10 protein-coding genes are annotated in these 19,596 nt (G+C 48.8%); all 10 read right to left on the bottom strand.

From position 1 onward, the window contains the following. Positions 1-482: 482 nt before the first annotated feature. Positions 483-2,102, bottom strand: a complete 1,620-nt coding sequence (locus GGU45_RS19840; RefSeq protein WP_435227739.1) for a beta-N-acetylhexosaminidase — start codon at positions 2,100-2,102, stop codon at positions 483-485. 281 nt (positions 2,103-2,383) lie between these two features. After that, complete coding sequence (locus GGU45_RS19835) at positions 2,384-3,889, bottom strand: alpha-L-fucosidase (protein ID WP_435227738.1); 1,506 nt, start codon at positions 3,887-3,889, stop codon at positions 2,384-2,386. A 643-nt stretch (positions 3,890-4,532) separates the two neighbouring features. Next, entirely contained in the window at positions 4,533-6,638 is a 2,106-nt protein-coding gene (locus GGU45_RS19830) for a glycoside hydrolase family 2 protein (RefSeq protein ID WP_435227736.1), read from the bottom strand. A 222-nt stretch (positions 6,639-6,860) separates the two neighbouring features. Continuing rightward, on the bottom strand, positions 6,861-8,594 hold the full coding sequence (locus tag GGU45_RS19825; protein ID WP_435227734.1) for a LamG-like jellyroll fold domain-containing protein: 1,734 nt from the start codon (positions 8,592-8,594) through the stop codon (positions 6,861-6,863). Positions 8,595-8,604: 10 nt separating this feature from the next. After that, positions 8,605-10,629 carry a M60 family metallopeptidase gene (locus GGU45_RS19820; RefSeq protein ID WP_435227732.1) on the bottom strand — a complete coding sequence of 675 codons (2,025 nt, stop codon included), beginning with the start codon at positions 10,627-10,629 and terminating at the stop codon, positions 8,605-8,607. Between the two features lie 21 nt (positions 10,630-10,650). Next, on the bottom strand, positions 10,651-12,441 hold the full coding sequence (locus GGU45_RS19815; protein ID WP_435227731.1) for a hypothetical protein: 1,791 nt from the start codon (positions 12,439-12,441) through the stop codon (positions 10,651-10,653). A 34-nt stretch (positions 12,442-12,475) separates the two neighbouring features. Next, positions 12,476-14,104, bottom strand: a complete 1,629-nt coding sequence (locus GGU45_RS19810) for a DUF5008 domain-containing protein (RefSeq protein WP_435227729.1) — start codon at positions 14,102-14,104, stop codon at positions 12,476-12,478. Beyond that, positions 14,105-14,872, bottom strand: a complete 768-nt coding sequence (locus GGU45_RS19805) for a fasciclin domain-containing protein (protein ID WP_435227727.1) — start codon at positions 14,870-14,872, stop codon at positions 14,105-14,107. 10 nt (positions 14,873-14,882) lie between these two features. Beyond that, a complete protein-coding gene (locus GGU45_RS19800) occupies positions 14,883-16,436 on the bottom strand; it encodes a RagB/SusD family nutrient uptake outer membrane protein (protein WP_435227725.1) in 1,554 nt (517 codons plus the stop codon). Between the two features lie 10 nt (positions 16,437-16,446). Further along, positions 16,447-19,587: a SusC/RagA family TonB-linked outer membrane protein gene (locus GGU45_RS19795; protein WP_435227723.1), complete on the bottom strand. Its 3,141-nt coding sequence runs from the start codon at positions 19,585-19,587 to the stop codon at positions 16,447-16,449. Positions 19,588-19,596 lie beyond the last annotated feature (9 nt).

Raw genomic sequence — 19,596 nt, 5'->3', positions numbered from 1 at the left:
GCCGCATCGGCTACGCATCTGTTACCCCCGGCTTTGCATATAGCACCCTGCGGGCACAACTATAGAATGATCGCCCGGTACAACCCCAAAAAATGTGTCCACACGATAGGATTGATCGGGAGAAAAGTGGAAGAAAAAAGCCTGGATATTCGAGTTAATCAGCAGGCTCTAATTATTGCAGTTTGTATAGGCCCGGCGTACGAAATCACCGCCGCGCTGCGGCTTCAGGAGGTTTTGGGCGTTCATAGTTATAAGGGTCAACGGCGCGCTGCGCCTGTTTGCCATTAAAAGATGGAGTCTTTTTGGCGTGAAAGGCTTACCCGTACTACATTTCATGGCAACGGACCTGTTCTCAACCTGACGTATATGCAATGCATCGGGACTCAGATTTTCACAGAACGGCTGAAGTCAGCTGGGCCTAACGTGGAATTTTATCCCGGTAATCGGGAAAACCTTTAACGCCTCAGCTGATGGCTGACGGCTTAATTCTCCCGGGCCGACAGGTTTCGTTTATCTTTCCGGAAATAAACCGGTTCAGGGATTTCCGAGGGGTTAAAAGGATTATAAAAATAAATGTCTGCCTCCCGGTACAGCGGCAACTGTTTTTTCAGACGTCCGGTAAAGTCATCGTAATTTTTCAGTGATTCCTTTGTCCATGCGGCTTCGGCAAGTGCGGCAATGCGGGGAAACACCAGGTAGTCCATCCGGTTGAAGTCGGTAACGGTCTCCGTCCATAAATTCGCCTGCAACCCCTGCACCTGTTTCGCCAGTTTTTCAGTTACAAGGGACGTTACATCATAGGAATATACATCTTTTATCGGGCTGTATCCCTTACCCCATTTTCTTCCCATATAATGCATGCTGTCTTGTACGAAGTCGAAGTAATACGGCAAGCGCGGGCATACCACCACATCATATCCCCTGTCCAATGCCATCTTCAACTGCGCCGGTTTATCGTGCCGCCACCAAAAAATGATGGTTTTTTCTTTGGGAAGGTTCACCTCAGCCATTTCATCCCAGGCCAGCAATTTGGCACCCATGCCATACACGGAGTCTGCCATGCGTTCCATAAAATAGCGTTCTACGGCCTTCAGATCCTTCAGGCCCTGAGCGGCCATCAGTTTTTTTATTACATCGTTCTGCAGCCATTTATCGGAACCAAAGCTTACTTCATCGCCACCAAGGTGAATAAGACCGGAAGGAAACAGTGCGTTTACTTCACGCAGGATATTGGTAAGGTAGGAGTAGGTATGTGCATTGCCCGGATCGAAGGTAAAATCGGGATGCTGGTCGCTTCCGCCTCCGCTAAATTCCGGGTAGGCCCGGTTGGCAGCAGTAGCATGTCCCGGCATATCAATCTCCGGTATCACGGTAATATTGCGTTGCGCCGCATAGTGCACTACATCGGCTATATCCTGCTGTGTATAGTAAGCCGCTGCAGCCAGCGGATTTGTAAAACTACCAACACCCCCAATCAATGTCAGCATGGGGTAACGCTTTATTTCGATGCGCCAGGCCGGTTCATCGGTCAGATGCCAGTGAAAACGGTTCAGCTTATAAAAAGCCATCCAGTCCAGCAGCTGCAGTACTTTTTGTTTACCCATAAAATGCCTTGACTCATCCAACATAAAGCCCCGCCAGTGATACCGGGGCGCATCAGTGATCTGCCAGCCCTGCAGCGCAATGGTTCCGTTTTGGATCTTTTGCGCACGTACCAGTTGCAGCAGGCTGGAGATTCCGTTGACAATTCCTCCTACCGAGTTGCCGTTAATATTGATCTGCCGGTCTGTAATACGGAGCGTATATCCTTCATCGCCTCCGATTTCTTTTTTATTAAGGGCCAACAGGATCGTATTGGACGTCGAAGCTGAGGTTGTTAAGCCCAGCGGGAGCAATTCCCTTTTCATCAGCTCCTGCTGCAGGTAAACGGCGGCATCTTTTAACGCGGGGCTTGCCAGGTAAATACGGGTGTATTTGTTGAGCATAAATGTACCATTGGCTACCACGGCTTTTTCAGGAGCCGGTATTACCGGGCAAGCAGTTTGTGCACCGGCCATAACAACAATCATCAAAAGCAGCAAAGCAGTATAAACTTTTTTCATCAGCATCTATTTGGGAGCAAGATATGATTTTTAGAGGAGTCTTTGTACAGGGAATCGTGGTTGTAGGATGCCACGAAGACACCAGGGCACAAAGTAACACGAAGAACGATGATCTGCCGCCGCGCCTTTGCTTTGGAAAACGCCACGAAGACACAAAGGCACAAAGCAGCACGAAGGACAAAGCCTGCCGCGGCATCGCTGCTTCTTTGCGCCGTTGCGTGAAAACCCTTTGAAAGCGCCACGAATACACGAAGGCTCAAAGCGCTTCAGTGGCAAACCCCTTACATCTTTGCATCCATCAGCTTCCCTCCTTTTTTTGCGGGTGCGCCCAATTGTATGGCGATCACAAACGCTCTCGTAGCCTGAAAGGATGAAGGCAGCAGGATATCATAATAGGTATGCTTATCCAGGTCGAACCCTATATCTGCAGTCCGCACATCAAGGCGATTGCCGTTTTGCAGCAGTGAAGCGGCTACGGGTACCTGTTTGAAATTTTTTGGAACAACTACCCGTATAATATTGTTGACCGGCCTGTTAAACACGGTCAGGTAAAGCATGCTGTCTTTTTGTGTAAAATACCCGTAGTTGGAAGCGGGAAAACCGGAATGCCGGCTTTCATAAACAGCGGGCGCGTTTTGGTGAATCCATGCCCCCATTTCCCTGGCGATCCGGTCTTCCTCCGGCCGCATCCTTCCATTTCCATCAGGTCCGAAATTGATAACAAAATTCCCGTTCATAGAGCGGCTGCGCATCAGCAGGTCCAGCAGGTCATCGGTTGTTTTGGTATAGAGCCCGGACCAGTCTTTCATATAACCCCATCCGTTGGGCGGTATGGTCATTACGCAATCCCAGTCATTACCATCCAGCCATTCAAAGCTCCCCGGCATCTTCCGCTCCCAACCCTGCTCGTAGTCGCCCAGCAGGCGCCCGTTGCTATCAAAATGCCGCGCTCCAAATTCGTCATTACGAAACCTGGAACCGATGATGAGCCCCGGGTGTTTGTCGCGCAACTCTTTTTCCAGCTGATAGGTAAACGCATAAGCGCTCTTCCAGGATGCGTCCCAGGTGCCATCAAACCACAGTCCCTTTATTTTTGGATAGTTATTTACCAGCTCCAATAGCTGGTTGCGGGTATATTGCAGGAATTTATCAAACCGCTTTTTGTCCTCATCTGTTTTTGGAGTGCCGCCCATATAGTTGGGATTGTTCCATTCCAGCACCGAAAAATACAGGTATACATCAATCCCCTCTGCCGTATAGGCATCTACCACCTGCTTTACGATGTCCTTCTTATATGGAGTTGCAGCGATATTGTAGTCTGAATATTTTGTGGGCCATAGTGCAAATCCGTCATGATGTTTGGTTGTAAAGATCACATACCGGGCTCCCATTTCCTTAGCCTGCCGGGCCCAGCGCCTGGCGTCAAAATCTTTTGGATTAAACTGTTTGTATAAATTATCGTAGATATTTTTCCAGTCTTTGGGAGCGGTGGGGCCACCCCAGGAGCGGATCCATTCAGAAGCAGCCGCTCCGCCCCTGGCGCTAACTCCTTTCCATTCGTTTCCCGGAATGGAGTATAGCCCCCAATGGATAAACTGGCCCAGGCCATAATTGCGAAAAGCCTGCATGGCCGCATCAGTACGGTGTGCCGGCGTTATGGGACCGTATTGGATGGCTCTCAGGCTATCCGGCTTTTTTTTAGGGCCTGTCCATTGTGCATTTGCAAAGGGCGTAAAAACCGCCATCAACACAAAAAAAACAAACCCGGTCTTTTTAATACTTTTCATTTGCTATTTTTTTAAATATTATTTTCATCCCGCAAAGCGGGACAGATTTCAACTACGGCCATTCTCCTTAGTTACGACTTCATCGCTCAACATCTGATTTATGGAAACGGTATTGATTGCCCATTCACTATTCAATGTCGTTTCCTTAAACTACCCTGTTCGTCTATTGCCATTTCAAAACGGCAGATAGGGAAACTACAAGAAGTATAGCGCTTCTTAAAATAATTTGCGTTGATAAGAAAGAGCCGTTTTTTAGTTCCCTTCCTACTTTTTCCAATCGATGAAAAAGTAGGCAAAAAATCTTGTCTGCAAAGAAGGCAAATCCCGCCTGGCATTCATTGCTGGTAGTTGCCTTTCCTTCTTCCGGCGGGACCGAAAAATGTGCGTTACAGGCTTTGGCGCTTCCGCCCGCGCGCTGCCTGATTATTGAAGTCCTCAATAGGCGTCACCGCCGCCATTCCACTTCATTTTTTCTTTTGCTGCCTTGCAGACGGCCTCCTAAGCAATATCACCGTTTAAAAGGAAAAAATTCATTCCAAAAATAGTTCTTTCCTGTCACGGCTTCGTTTCAAGGCTTAAGTAAACGACATTGATTCACTATTCACCTACTACCTATTTCTCACATTTCCACATTTTCAAATTCCTATTGCAAAGTCCAGGTCATGGAGTCTTTTAATATGCTGCCATTTGCGGCACCGGTTGCTTCAATTTTATTGATGCCTTTCTTTAATTTTATATTTTCAAAAACCCGGTGTTTGTCATTAACACCTTGTTTCCCGGGAACGATTTTGCCATTTACTTTTAGCTGTACGTTCTTCAAATTGGTAAACAACTGTATCCGGGTAGTGGCATGGGTGCGAATGCTATCGCGCCGGTTGGCCAGGTAAAGCATCGGTTCCGGGTTCCAGTTGGCCTTGTACCAGTAAAAAGCATCTTTTTTTCTTTTACGGTCAAAACTCACCAGGCCCTTTAAATTCCGGGCATTCACCCCTCCCCTGTTCCACATCGGCACAGCAAACTCAAAGGTATTCCATAAATAAGATGCCAGTATGTAGGGATGCTTTTCGATGATGGCCCATTGCTGAATATGCGTTTCCGTTTGGTAGTTTTCCGGGAAGAACTGCCCGCTTACAGGATTGAGTTTTGATGGATCAGGCAGTGTATCCGAAGACTGATCCATATTACCATCGGCGCCGTATTCTGTCAGCATTACTTTATAGCCCGGATAGTTTGCTTCCAGACCCGAAGCCCATTTTTCCAGGTCGCCGATCCGGCCTTCATACCAGCCATAATACCGGTTCATGCCCTGTACATCGGCTGCAAGATTGGCCGGGCGGTTCATTTCACCATACCCGCTTACAGAAACCGTATACCGGTCCGGGTCGTTTGTTTTGGCGATATCGTTCAGTTCTCTTGTAAGCACGGGCACATGTTCATCGGGAGTTTTGGAATACACCTCGTTGTGCATGCCCCAAATGTAGATTGATGGATGATTCCTGTTTTGCCGCACCAGTTCCGTCATTTGCTGTTTGGCATTCTCACGCTCCTGGTAAGAAGTGGTATTAACAAAGGGAATTTCGGCCCAGATCAGCAGACCCATTTTATCGGCAAGAGCATACATATCTTCTGCCTGCTGATAATGAGCCAGGCGGATGGTGGTGGCGCCCATCTCCCGGATGATCTTCATATCTTCTTCATGCTGCTCATGGGAGAGCGCGTTTCCATACTGCCAGCGATCCTGATGCCTTGTAACACCATACATCGGGTATTTAACACCATTCAGGTATACGCCATCGCCGGCCCTTATTTCGACCCGTCGGATGCCTAATGGCTGTGTAACGGCATCCAGCTCTTTTCCATCGCGGATCAGCGCTGTTGTTAACGTATACAGGTAGGGATCTTTTACCCCGTTCCACAAATGCGGAGCCTTTATTTCCAGGGACTGGCCGGCATAGGTGGTTCCCTGCGGATCTACTGTTATTGCTTTGCGGGCAACGGCAACCTTCCGGCCAGCAGCATCTTTTATCATTGTTTGCAGCAGAACAGGCTGCATCCCTTTTTCTTTATTTTCCAGCTTGGCTTTCACGTTAATCGTTGCACTTTTATCTGATACGTTTTGTTGCGTAATATAAATGCCGGGCGAGGCGTAGTCCGTAACCGTGATATTTACGGGGCCGGTAATGATCATACTTACGGGCCGGTAAATACCTCCATATATGGGGAACAGGAAATGATTGACCGGCAGCACATCTTTGCGCGCCGCATTATTGGTTTTTACCAGGATATTATTTTCCTGTCCGTACTTGACGGAGTGCGTTATTTCAAAGGAAAAGGCGGCGTAACTGCCTTTATGTTCTGTAAGGTAGCGGCCGTTGATGTAGATGGTGGCCACGGACCCCACACCTTCAAACCGGAGAAAGAGGCGTTTACCTTTTAAGCTGTTTTCAACCCGGAATTTCTTTTTATAAAATGCATCACCGGTATAAAAGTTTTTATCCAGCTGCATATCGGTGCGGTTATAGGTATGCGGCACCGTTACCGGCTCCCATACGGCGGTCATGTAGCTGGTATCTTTATCAAAATCGCCGGGGCCTTTTTTAAATTCCCAGTGATCGTTAAAGGATTGTACCAGCCGGCCTACAGGGGTTTGCCCGGCGGCTTTATCTATGGCAAGGCCGCAGAAAACCATCACCGCAATCATTCCGGCATATTTTTTAAAAAAAGGAAACCTAAAATGCATCTGCTTCATAATCTGATCAACAAATTTAAAAAAAAGTTACGCCATAGACATGGCGCAACGAGAGAATGATTGTTTGTCGAAAATCGTATTACCTGTTATCCCCGATTGGTTCATCAGCGGGTTGTATGATTATATAATGTGGTTCGCCTTCAGGAAAATAAATACAACTACTATTACAATCAGCAATACCGTAGCTATATTTTCATAATGTTTTAAATTCATTCCCGAATACTATTTTATAAACTCTGTTTCATAGGCCGACAGCCATTCCTTACTTTCAAAACCCCAGGCGCTCAGCGGGTTCAGACGAAGCCAATAGAAAAGGTTGGGCGCAATGTCTGTATTGGTTGCCAGGAAATTATCAGCGGTATTGCAGTTTGTGGCCGACAACAACAACCACCCGGGGGTAAAATTCATATTCATGTCCTTGCCTGCCGCTAAGGGGCTCCTGTTATAATATACCGTTCCTGATGCTTCATCACAGGGCCAGTATCCTACGAGGTTGCTATAAAATTCATCGGCGCTGGTAATGCCGTTTTTACAGGTATAGCTTTGAATGTAGTTTTCGGATAGCGCTTTGTTCCAGATACCCAGCTGCGTTACGCGAAAAGGCTGGTTACCTGTAGCCGGATTGATATTGCCAATGATGAGGTCGTTGCCCGTGGCGGCAAGATCGGCATAAGCTGAGATATCGTATGTAGAATCCTTTACCCCATCGGTATATACACTGGCATACCGTTTCCCGCCTTCGCTGTATACCACCAGGCCAATAGTCATCCAGGTGGTGTTTACAGGCGGCAGCGGCTGTTTGCTATGCAAAAAATATCTTGGGGTGGTACCGCCGGCTCCATTGCCTATACAGATCCGGAAATTGCTGGTTCCGTTGGTCATAAGTTCCCACCCTTTAATATTTGTATACGGGTGGTTTACTTTGGACACAACAACCCCGTTACCGCTATTTGTTGCCGTACGCATCACTTTTACCAGCATCGAAAATTCGCCGCCACCTATTGCTGGAATGTCGTATCCAAGCCCGGCCGCATCTGACGCCGGCAGCGTTGCCTGTGTGGCATTTCTTGTTGTGCTACCGCTACCGCCGGTATGGTTTACCGCATTGGTAAGCGCCGGGGCAATAAATTCCTTTTTTACAAAGCTGGCGTTATGGTAAATGGTAAAAATCTTTCTTTGGATAATTGTAGGATCGCCATAGCGATTGCCGTCTCCCCCATGATTGGAGGTAACAATAACCAGCCAGTCTTCCAGGTTATAATCCGGCCTTTTGGCCATAGCGTCCAGTATTTCCTTAATATAGCCATCCGTTTTTAATACCGCATTTTTGTACACCTCCTGGCCCGCAGAAAAGGCGGAAGCCCTGCCCGCCAGGTTTACCCCGTTAAAGTTTACCAGCATTAAGCCCAGTTTATCATCGGCCAGATTGCTGAGGGCGCTATCTTTTACCGCCTCGTCATTAGCAGCATCCACCACTTTGCCGGCAAATTTCAGTCCGCGCTCAGCAAGGGTATTCCAGGGTGTTATGGCCACTGTTTTAGGCAGGTAGCCCGAAATTAACAGGCGTTGAAAAAAGTTGCTGAATACGGGGATCTCCGCATGTTCATCCTCGGGGTCAAAAGCCGGGGCCAGGGTACTATCCGTTATATCGGAAGCTGCTGCGGCTTTACCGGTAAGAATATTGGTCCAGGAAGGGCCATCGGCCGTTTGCGCATCTGCAAAAGCCTCCCAGGAATATTTGGCGTGCTCCGTAAGCCCCATAATAGCAGGCGGCGCTATTTTCTTTACCTCGGGGCCGGCGGCTCCATCCAGCACAATGATCATCACCTTCCGCTTCTTGCTAAAGGGTTTTTCCTCCGCTGTTTGAAAAACTTCGGGCGGATCGTAGTACTTGGTACAGGACAGGCCTGCTGCGCACACCAAGAGGAATAATATCGGTAAATAGTATCTTTTCATTACATAATTTTTAATAGTAAAACGCGCCCAGTTCTGCCATGGCTGAGTTGTTGTTTGCATCTGCTGTTTTGCTCCATGTATACCGGAAATAGCGGAAGGTTTTAGCATCCGGCATTTCTATATACTGTTTGGCCAATGCCTCGGCTGATGTGCCGGTCTTCAGCGTAAACGTGCCTATATTTTCCCAGGTGGTATTATCCATACTGATGTCGATGGTAATGGCTGTAAGGTGGGTGGATGGAGTGTTTTGCCTTTGCACCAAATAAAAACCATCTGCCGTTACCGGCGCTGCTCCTGTTTTTACCACGGCGGAGAAAGGATAAGCGCTTGCCGGCGTATTTCCGCCGGTATTGGGGCCTATATAACATCCCTGGAAACAGCTGGACCAGATGGTGCTCACACTTCCATCAAGCAGGTTGGCGGGTGTATAAGTATTATACGGGCTTCGTACATTGGTAATGGATTCAACCGTCCAGCCCAGACCGGGTCCGGGTTTGCCGGCGCCAAAATCATTTTTAGGCAGCAGGGAGGCATCGCCCCCGGTGCGGGTGTAAGGATTGTACATCCATAAATTAGTCTTCAGCGGAGGGTACCCTTTATCGGCAATCACCTTGCGTGAAGTAGCGCTTATGGTAAGCCCCCACTCCCGCATAAACCGGTACATATCGGTTTTGGTAAACTCGCAAAGGCGCTCATAATAAAAATCGATTTTAGATTGATCATCAATGGATGTAAACCGGGCATTGCGGGCGGCGGTAGCCAAATAGGTCATAAACGCGTACCCGTATTTTTCAAAAATCTGGGTATAAAAACTCATCTTGGCATCTTCTGTAGGATTTTCAGGCTTCACACTGCTGCCCGGCCAGGAGGCGGTTCCGTCCCAACGTTTAGAGAAGGTATCTTTCTGCACAAAGGGCAGGGCCGCATTCCAGGAGCGCAGTTCATTGCCATGGCGTACATTATTAATTTGTGCGTTTTTAAAATTAAACAGGTTATTGCTTACCTCGCCATTGCCTGCAAAGGTCCAGGTGCTGTGCATCTGCATATTATGCCCCAGTTCATGAAACGTGCCCCAGTTCTGGGTTTTAACCAGGTCTGGCACCACGGCCTGCCGGAAATAGTTCATGGTAGTCATCGCCACTACCGGAAAACCGCTGTGCTGAGCGCCTACGGAGGGCTGCACATCATGCACAATTCTCCATTGATTAAACGGTGCCCGGTTCTTTACATCCGGGTTACCTTCCGTAAGACCATACCAATCCCAGTACACCTGTTTGATGGTATTATCCCACAGGGTCATCAGCTCGCCGGGGCTGCTAATGGGCACCTGTTCCAGCTTTGCCGTTTCGAGGGTAAATACAATACGTTTACCTACCAGTTCAAAAAAAGGAACGGTTGTTTTACGCACCAGCTCCTGCCACTCAGCATCCGTAGTCTTTCCTAAAAAGAAACTGGCCGATTTTGCCACACCGCTAAACGTGATGGGCACTATGGCCCCGGTGGGCCTGGAGGGAATAATATAAATTAACCCACCGTAAAGATTGCGCAAGTAGTTTTTGCCCGGAAACAGCTGCCGCCGGTTATAAATTAACGGGTCCCGCTTCAGATCCGGTTTACCGCTAAGATTATCGGTATGTGAGCCTATCTGCGCTTCGAGGCCATAAATACCTTCGGGCACCTCTACCGTAACCAGTTCCCCGGCCGGGGCCCACATGCCGGTACTGAGCCAGTTGCCCGGCGCCACGCTGATGCGCAGGTCGGATGCCGGCACATTCACATAGTTCAGGTCGATTGGCACCACGTAGTTCTGCAGGCGCGGCTCATCCGGGCTTATCAGTCCCGGGAAAACGCTGGCCTGGATATACTTCGATTTATCAATCTTAACGGATGTATCAATCGTTACATTGATCGTATCCGGGAAGCTGGTAGTGGTATACCCATTGTCAAACTTCAACCCGTAATTTTTGCTGCATCCTGCCAGGCAAAGGAAGAAGCAGCTCAACATGATCAGTGCATCGTATTTGTTCCTTTTCATATAAAAAGTTCTTTCAATGAATTATTTCGTATTGTTAAAGAGCGGCAGCCAGGGTTTGCTATCCAGCTGAAGCCCGGCAATATCTGCAACACCCAGCCAGCTGTAAATAAACAGCGGAATATCTACCGGCTGCGGAAGGGTTGTTTGTATATCATTGGGAATAGTGGGGCAAATGTTATCTCCTTTTGCAAAGGCAAAAGCATTCCAGGAGGAGGTTGTGGCCGGGAACTCAATATCGGTTTTATCGGCACCAGGGCTCATATCTGCAAATTTTTTTCCAAATATTTCGGCTTGTTTAAAGCCCATTGCCGGCCAGTACCCGGTAAGATTATTATAAAAGGGGTCGGAAGGATTTACCAGCGTACTGCAATATTCGGTTTGAATATATGCTTCCGGCAGCGCCGTGTTATACAACCGTATGTCCGCTACTTTAAACCGGGGTGAAAAACGGCCATAGGACCCAATGATGCCTCCTACGCGGAACGGCGCATTGTCGGTCCCGTTCTTACCTGTAATGTCGGTGGCATTGCCGCCGGGAATGCCGTTGGTATAAGTGCGCAGCCATCTTTTAGCAGTGCTGTCCCAAATGCGTATGGTAAACGTGTTCCAGGTATTTGTTTCAAAATCAGAAGCGGTATTGGAAGTTCCCTGTATCCGGAAATCCCAGTTTTTGCGGCCATCTGCATGCAGGATCACCGACCATCCCCTTGTAGGGCTGGCATTAGCAGTGGCAGCAGATTTGGCCATAATCCCCGGCAAAACCCCGGAACTGCCCCTGTTGGTAATATATGCTTTAAACTGAATGGTATAATTGCCTGAAGTGCCCAGGTCAAACTTTGACGCGGCAGCATCCGCAATTTCCCCCGTGGCCCTTTCCGAACCAATATTGCCATCAATATCGGCATCGCCGATCAGGTACCCGTTTTGCTGGTAATTTTTAATATCCGGTTTGGCCAGATATCTCACGGCAAAATGATCGTTGGCAAAAAGCACAAACGCGTTTCGTTGCGGCTGGGAAAATACGCTATTGTCATACTCCTCGGGATACAGTTCATACAACCCACCCTGGTTGGAGGCTACAATGATGAGCCAGTTTTCGGAACTATAGGCGGCGCGGCTGCGCAGGGCGGTTAGCAGCTGGCCCATAAAATGATCAAAAGGCGTTATGGCCGCCACATATTCCTGCGACCGCGGACCGTACCCAAACTGCTGCCCGGCATCATACAGCCCCTGGTATTGTGCCAGCACCACATCTGAAGCGGGGTTTTTTAACTCGGTAACGGCGGCTGCCTGTACTTCAGCGTCTGAATTCAGCAATTGCTTTTGATCCGCGCCGGCAAGAAGATTGTTATATAAAAATACGTTCCGGACAAAGGCGGCCGTCCGTAAACCGGCATTGCTGTTTTTGACCACTTTCATAAATGTGGGGTAGCTATCCAGGCTATTGGTTCCCGAAGCTTTTACCTGGTGCTTGGCTACCAGCACACCCGTAAGCATATCGGCATAGGCTGTAGGCAAAAAGGAATTGCTGTCGGCCACACTGCCGCCGGTATAGATGGCCTCGCGGGTAAGCGCATATAAATTGGGGTTTTTATCGTCCTTTTGCGCTTCTGTTTCCAAAACGGCGCCCACGCCGCCATCAACCATTACATACAATACTTTATTGGCGTTCCGGAACTGGTGTACCGTGGTATCGGCATCAGCATCCAACTGCATCCGCTGATCAAAATCGCGGTTACAGGAAGCCATCAGGGTACCCAACAAAACGCTCAGCAAGCTTAGCCGTCCAATTGTATATTTAAAACTATTCATATCAAAAATTGTGGTCTTCAAATGAGGCCGGGGCTTAATTGTTAAAAATTAATTTCATAACGCTGTTGATGGGCTGCCCCTGAAATGTAGTCATTACACCGCCCAGGAGCACCGCGGGCATTCCTCCTACCCCGGACTTTGTTTCTACCATATCCCTTACCAGTGCATTCAGCTTGCCGGTGGCGTTATAGCCGGCCGCCAGGCTGCCATCGGTGTTTAGCACCAGCAATCCCTGCCTGGTGATATTATTGTATTTTTCAAAAGAGCCGGTAACCACAATCAATCCATTGCTCAGCTGCAATGCCAGTGTGGGCGCCCCTCCTGAAAAACCGCTGCTCTTAAACCCGGGGTCCAGGCTGCCATCGGCATCCAGCACTGCAATACCAGCGGCATCCTGACCGTCAAATTTGCTAAAGTCGCCGGTCAGTACCATTTTTTTTGTAGTGGTATTGTACCGGACAGAGAAAATGGTTCCGTTTGCTCCCGATCCGGATTTAAACGAAGCATCTACCGTACCATCGGTATTGAGCCGTACAATCCTGTTTGCCTGTTTTCCGCGAAAGGTAGTGAACGCCCCCACCAATACCAGCTTTCCGTCTGCCTGCATAAAGCCATCACTCAGGTCTCCGTTACCGGCAGGCAGGGGTGCTTTTGCTGCAGCATTATAGGAATAGGCCGAATCTAAGTTGCCATCCAGGTCCATACGGGCTACCTGCGGATTGGCGATATAGGCAAATAGCTTATTGTCTTTTGTGGAACGCTCGTAAAAATAAGTGCCATACCCGCTAAAACCGCCAATGGCCGTAACCTGGTTGTTGTAGTAAAACAATTTTCCTACACCGCCTAAAAGGTTGCCGTTAAAATAAGAAACAGTGTCGGTGGCCATCGATGGATCCGATACCCCGGGACTTACATACAGATTGACGATCCGGGTTTTTAGGGTAGCATCGGGGTTTAAGCGCAGGATGCCGCTCAGCCCTCTTTTATCATTGTAAGCATTTAGGCTACCTCCTGCCAGGTACTCACCGGAGGGCAGCCGCAGCATACAGCTCAACGTTCCCGTACCGGAGCCGGTGCCGGTATTAAAGCCATTCACCAATCCTCCCGTGGTATTGATCTGAACCAGATCGCGCAGCGATTTTCCCTGGTAGGAAGATATATGCCCTACCAGTACAAAATTGCCATTGGGCAGCGGCATAATCTGGTTAATCACACTAAAAGACCCATCGCTGTTTCCGGAGTTAAACGTAGGATCCAGTCCCAGTTTGCCCCGCACCGTAAACGAGGGACCCAGGAACACCTGGCCGTCTACACGCAGGGAAGCGCCGCCGGAACTTACATTTTGCGGCAGCAGGATGGTGATTGTACTATCGGTAAACCCGGATATGGTTGCCTGCATTCCATTGGCCAGAAAGGTGATTTTATCCTTCATCTCGGGCTTCAGCCCTTTAACGGAAAAGGTCATTGCCTGGCCGGCTTCGCCATTGGCCGGAACGGGTGGCGTGTTCAAAAAATCGACCTGCAGCACCGTTTGTCCGCCCCCGTAAGGGTCCTCATAAATTTCTGATGTTTTGTTGCAGGAAGCAGTCGCTGCCAAAACAAGTGAAAACAATCCGATATAAAAATAATTCCGCACCATCAGCGTTGATAATTTTGTAGTCAATTAATTATAGTCAATCCCTTTTTCCCTTGCCGCCTGGATAAAGCTGAAGGGGTCAAAGCCAAACGTGTGGGTCATGTACCGCAGACGGTGCACCCGGCCATTGGTGGGCGCCACATCCGAAGCGGAAACCACAGCATTGATCCAAAAGGAATACGGACGCGCCTGGTCCGGTACATAAGAGAGCATCAGCTGCCGGTATCCCTGGTATTTTAATACGGTAGACCCTCCCGCCGAATTGGGATTGCCACTGATGGCATCGTTAAAAATAACTCCAATATTCATGGGGGCGTTGCTTACCGATTCAAACAGGGCGCCCTTATAGGTATCCAGCGCAAGGGTGTCTACCTGTGTATAATCCTTTAACCCCCTGTTGCCGGGGAATAGATACATTTGCAGAAACTGTTTCCAAACCTCGGGCTTGATCTGTTCAAAGCGGGTAACACTATCGGCGCCTACCCGTAACTGGTACTCGCTAACCGCATCCAGTATTTTTTTGAAACAGGGATCCGGCGGCGCAAAAAAGGTAAGCGGGTCTTTGCTAAGCGACTCCTCCAGTCCGGCATATTTTACCACACGCACCAATGTATCAAAATAGAGCGTATCGGATTTTATATAGTCCATTATAGTGCCGTTAAAGCGGGGATCATTAATGCCGGTATCTTCGTAGTAGCTGTTTTTTTTACAGGCGCTGAAAATGATCATGATCAAAACCGGCAGGATCAATAGCTGTTTCATCTTCTTATGGGTTTGTGCTGAATAGTTATTCATACTGCTGTATTTAATTATTACCCCAATAGGTATTCAATGTCATGTATGGATTATTGGTCAATGCTTTTGCATCGATGGGCCAGGTCCAGGCGCCTCTTACAAAATTGCTGTACAGCATCGGGCGGTCGCAATAGTCGGGGTTATACACTTTGCGTGTGCGCACCATATCATAGTAAGCATGCCCCTCGCCAATCAGCTCGCGGCGTTCTTCCCAAAATATGGCATCGCCCAGGGGGTCGCCTTCAGCGCTGGCAGGCGCTGTATAATCATCGGCTCCCGCCCGCTGCCGCACTGCATTTAGCAGTTCAATGGCTTTGGGGCTGTTTTTTTCAATATTGGCCAGGGCCTCTGCCTGCAGCAGCAGGGCGCCCGCATACCTGAAAATAATAAAGTAATTGCTCAAAGAGGAGGTGGTATTGTTTTCGCCAAGCGCCAGGTTAAAAAATTTGAAGCACTGCATGGTTCCGTCTTCATTGTAAATATTGGCATCAAACCAAACCTCTTTACGTCCATCAGTTACATCGGGTGGAAATAATTTTTTAAGGTACCCGTCTTTGTAAGTAAGTTCCGATTTTGTGCTGTTCTGGTTCAGCTGTATGTACGGGTAGTGCAGTACGGCACCGGTGAAAGTGCGGCGGATATTGCCCAGCACATCGCCATAGTTTACATTTTGCGGCACTTCAAACAGGCCTTCTTCGGATCTGCCGGCAAAAACAAGGGCTATATCCTGCAAGCTTAGCAACCGGTAGGCGCCGCTGCCCTGAAGTTCATCGCCCAAACGGTCGGTTTCCTGGTAGTAGCTGGTTGCATTTCCGGCATCGATACCGGCCAGCCACATGTTAAAATACATTTCCAGCGCCAGCGCGCTTCCCCGCATGGCCCTTACCGCACGGTTTGCCGGATCATCGGGTGTCCAGGGCAGGTATTCTTTATACGCCTCCAGTTCCTTAAGACAGGCTTTTGCCACTTCCACATCCTTTGTACGGGGCAGGGCCGCATCGTTATACGCATTGGTATAATAGGGTACATCGCCAAACAGGCGGATCAGGAAAAAATAACTTACACACCGCATAAACACGGCCTCCGCCTGGTATTTTTTTACCATGGCATCCGTTATTGAGGCATCCCGTTGCTTTACCTCCGGTGCTTTGTCAAAAAGGATATTGGCCGATTGAATGACCTTATAGATGGGCGACCAGTCGCCAATATAATCCCAGGCGCCGTGCAGTTGCCAGAATGTATTTTCGTTATTCTGGATACGGGGGGTATTAACGAGTGTGCGGATATCATTACGCGCCAGCAGGCTAAAATCGCCCCGCGGTGGATAGGCGCCCTGGGCTACCGGCATGCAGCGCAAATCGCCCACCATGATGAGGCCGGAGCGGATGGCCACGCCTTCACGAAATAAGCGGTACACTTCCCGGGTAAAACTTTCCATGTCCTGCCGGGTCTGCCAGAAATTGTTCCCGGAGAGACTATCCTGCGAATCCACGTTCAAAAATTTCTTACACCCGCTGCAAAGCGTAATGAAAAAAACAACGGTTATAAAAATGCTCTTCTTCATTCCTGCAATTTTAAAATTGAATATTTACACCCAGCGTATAACTCCTCCGGTTCGGATACCCGTCTGACCGGTCTTTTCCCAGGTCCGTCACCAGCTCGGGATCGGGCCCGCTATAGTTGGAGAACGTATATACATTGTTGGCTGTGGCATACACCTGGAACCTTGTCATGCGGTAACGGCTGGTAAATGATTTGGGCAACATGTAAGAGAGGGTTGCGGTATTGATTTTGAAATAAGAGCCATCCTCCATAAACAATGTCTGATCAAAACGGAAAGGATTATACCGCGAAGCATACAGGTAATTATAGGGATTGGGCACGGTACCATCCGGGTTGGAGGGCGACCAGAACCGGGTATCCCCAACCGGGATGAGGCTGGCATCTTCCTGAACCTTAAATGGCGAGCTGTAGGCCGCCAGGCGCTGCGCCAGGGCGTTGTTTAAAATATCGCGGCCATAAAGATAGGACATGCTGATGTTGAGCGACCAGCCGCCATATTTCAGGAACGATTGGATACCGCCGATAATTTTAGTGGCTGCACTGCCGGCAATTACCCGGTCGTTTGCATCGGAAATATAGTTGCCATCCAGGTCGGTCCAGTAGGGATCGCCCGGCTGGAAGTAATAGGGGTCGCCATTGGTTCTTACCCGGTAAGGCAGCCCCGTGGCAGGATCAACAGGCACCTCGCTATTGGATTTAAAAACACCACGGTAATCATAGAGGATATAGCTCAGGTTGCTGCGTCCCAGGCGGTAAACAATATCCTGGCCGTTCGCCCCATCCCTGTAAATGATCAGGCGGCTGTTACCAGGCAGGCCCGTCATCACATTTTTATTAATAGCGCCGTTCATGCTGATATTCCATTGCCATTTTGAGGAAACGGGCAGCGGCGCCATGGTCAGTGTTAACTCGTAACCGTAGTTCACCTCGCTCAGGCTGTTAAGCTTAATTTTTCCGAAAGCATTATGATCGGCCAGGCTATAATCATAGATCTCATTATCTACCTGGTTATAGTAGGTTTCAAAAGTGGCGGTGTACTTGTTGTTCAGAAAACCGAGGTCTGTCCCAAAGTTGTATTTCGAGGTTGTTTTAGGCGCCAGGTTGGGGTTGGGAATATAATCCCAAACCGTACCCACAGTACTGTTATTGTTAAACCTTCCTGTAAACAGGTATTTCCCGTTTGCATCAAAAACAGAGCCCTGCGGGGTAGTGCTTTTTCCCCAGTCGAACCGCAGGCCCCCAAGGCTCAGCCAGTTCAGGTTTTCGAAGAATTTTTCTTTATAAAAATTCCAGCGTGCGGCAATCGTGGGGATCTTTGAAAACGGGCGGTTGGGTCCGTTAGATGAAGTACCGTTGGTATTGTAGGTAAGATCCAGCATATAGCGATCCTTGTAATTATATCCCAGAACGGCTCCATTGGTCAGCAGCCGCTCTTCGGCTTTATAGTTATCAATGATTCCCCAAAGGCTGCCGCTTCCTGCAAAGGGTCCTTCGTACTGATCATTGGGAAACCCGCTAAAAGACATGGCTTTGGGATAATAGGTGCTCATGGTAACCTCCGTAAACAAGGTAGACGTAAGTTTATGACCACCCCCCAGCTCCTTATTATACTCCAGCATGGCGCGGTTGTTTAACTGCAGCCGGCGGTCGTCATATACATAAAGTTCCGCCACATTGTTATTAATGGTGGAGGGTCTGAAATTACTTTCACGGCCGGCATTGTAGGAGTAGCTGAATACATCACGCACATTCAGGTCTTTTATAAAACGATACCATATATTCAGGTTCGCCTGCAGGCTGTTGGTTTTATTTTCGTTGCGGGTAGAAAAGTTGCCTAAGGCCGTGGTATTGCCGCCAAAGAAAGAAGGCCGGGGCAATAAGGACGAGGCGCTGGTGGCATTGGCTACCCCGGTTTGCGAAACGCCATTGCCATTTCCTTTTTGCTGCTCGCCCAGGGCCGCCATAAGCGAGGTGCTCACTTTAAAATCATCCGTGGGCTGATAGTCGGCGTTCATCGTCAGGTTATACCTGGTAAACCCTGTATTCTTAATGATCCCCTGGTCTTTTGCATACCCCATGTTTACTTTGTAGTTAAACTTCTGATCGCCCCCGGACGCGGATATATTATGCGACATATTATACGTGGGTCCGTAAAAAATAGATTGCCAGTCGGTAGAGTTATTATAATAAGGATTTAAAAAATCCGATAATGCCGGGTTCATATCGATCTTATCACGTCCGCTGTATAAGCTGGTATCGTTGGCCAGTATTTCCTGTATGCGCAATGCACGCTCCATTTGACCGCCGATCACTGTTTTTAATTTGGGTACGGTATTCAAATAAAATTTGCCGGCATAGCTTACGATGGGCACTTTCGATTTACCTCTTTTCGTGTTCACCAGTACCACCCCATAGGCGGCCCTGGACCCATACAGCGCTGTGGCGGCCGCGCTTTTCAGGAAACTGATTTCAGCAATATCTTCCGGGGGAATCAAGGCCAGGGGGCTGGTACCGGGGCCGCTTTGATCAAACCCGTATTCGTACCCCGAGTTTACATCCACCGGCACACCATCGATCACAAAAAGCGGTGATGTGGGCGATAAAAATGCATCGTTGCCCGAACCGGAAACCGCACCGGAGGAAAATCCGCGAAGGTTCATCGTAGTGCGCGCGCCGGGCATACCGCTTGTATTTTGCACATTTACCCCGGCTACGCGGCCCTGGAGCAGCTCGGTAAAGTTGGATACGGGCACATTCTGTATATCTTCCCCGCTTAGCGTAACGGTAGACCCCGTTGCGGTATTCTTTGAGCGCCGCTGAAAGCCCTGTACTACCACACCCTGCATGGCGTCTGCCGATGCATCCATCCATACTTCCAGGTCTGTTTTTCCTTTTATAGAAACCGTTTTTTTCTTAAAGCCGACATTGGAAAAATGCAGCGTTACGGCGTTTGCCGGTACCACAACGGAAAAGTTTCCATTTTCATCAGTAGCCGTCAATCCCTGTGCCGAATCGGATAAACTTATGGTTACACCCACCAATGGCTGTTTATTAGACGGATCCATTACTTTACCGGTAATCTTACGGGTATCCTGCGCCTGCAGCGCAGAGCCCGAAAGGATGGCCAATAGTATAAATAGAATAAAGCGCATGTTGCTGAA

Origin of the sequence: Niabella hirudinis, assembly GCF_051201075.1 — a bacterium.
Lineage (GTDB): Bacteria > Bacteroidota > Bacteroidia > Chitinophagales > Chitinophagaceae > Niabella > Niabella hirudinis.
This window is presented reverse-complemented; position numbering and strand designations above follow the sequence as displayed.

Bases quoted from the DNA above. Each gene is read 5' to 3' on its own strand.
- GGU45_RS19835 (WP_435227738.1), bottom strand. From the start codon at position 3,889: ATGAAAAGTATTAAAAAGACCGGGTTTGTTTTTTTTGTGTTGATGGCG.
- GGU45_RS19820 (WP_435227732.1), bottom strand. From the start codon at position 10,629: ATGAAAAGGAACAAATACGATGCACTGATCATGTTGAGCTGCTTCTTC.
- GGU45_RS19840 (WP_435227739.1), bottom strand. From the start codon at position 2,102: ATGAAAAAAGTTTATACTGCTTTGCTGCTTTTGATGATTGTTGTTATG.
- GGU45_RS19815 (WP_435227731.1), bottom strand. From the start codon at position 12,441: ATGAATAGTTTTAAATATACAATTGGACGGCTAAGCTTGCTGAGCGTT.
- GGU45_RS19825 (WP_435227734.1), bottom strand. From the start codon at position 8,594: ATGAAAAGATACTATTTACCGATATTATTCCTCTTGGTGTGCGCAGCA.
- GGU45_RS19800 (WP_435227725.1), bottom strand. From the start codon at position 16,436: ATGAAGAAGAGCATTTTTATAACCGTTGTTTTTTTCATTACGCTTTGC.
- GGU45_RS19805 (WP_435227727.1), bottom strand. From the start codon at position 14,872: ATGAATAACTATTCAGCACAAACCCATAAGAAGATGAAACAGCTATTG.
- GGU45_RS19830 (WP_435227736.1), bottom strand. From the start codon at position 6,638: ATGAAGCAGATGCATTTTAGGTTTCCTTTTTTTAAAAAATATGCCGGA.
- GGU45_RS19795 (WP_435227723.1), bottom strand. From the start codon at position 19,587: ATGCGCTTTATTCTATTTATACTATTGGCCATCCTTTCGGGCTCTGCG.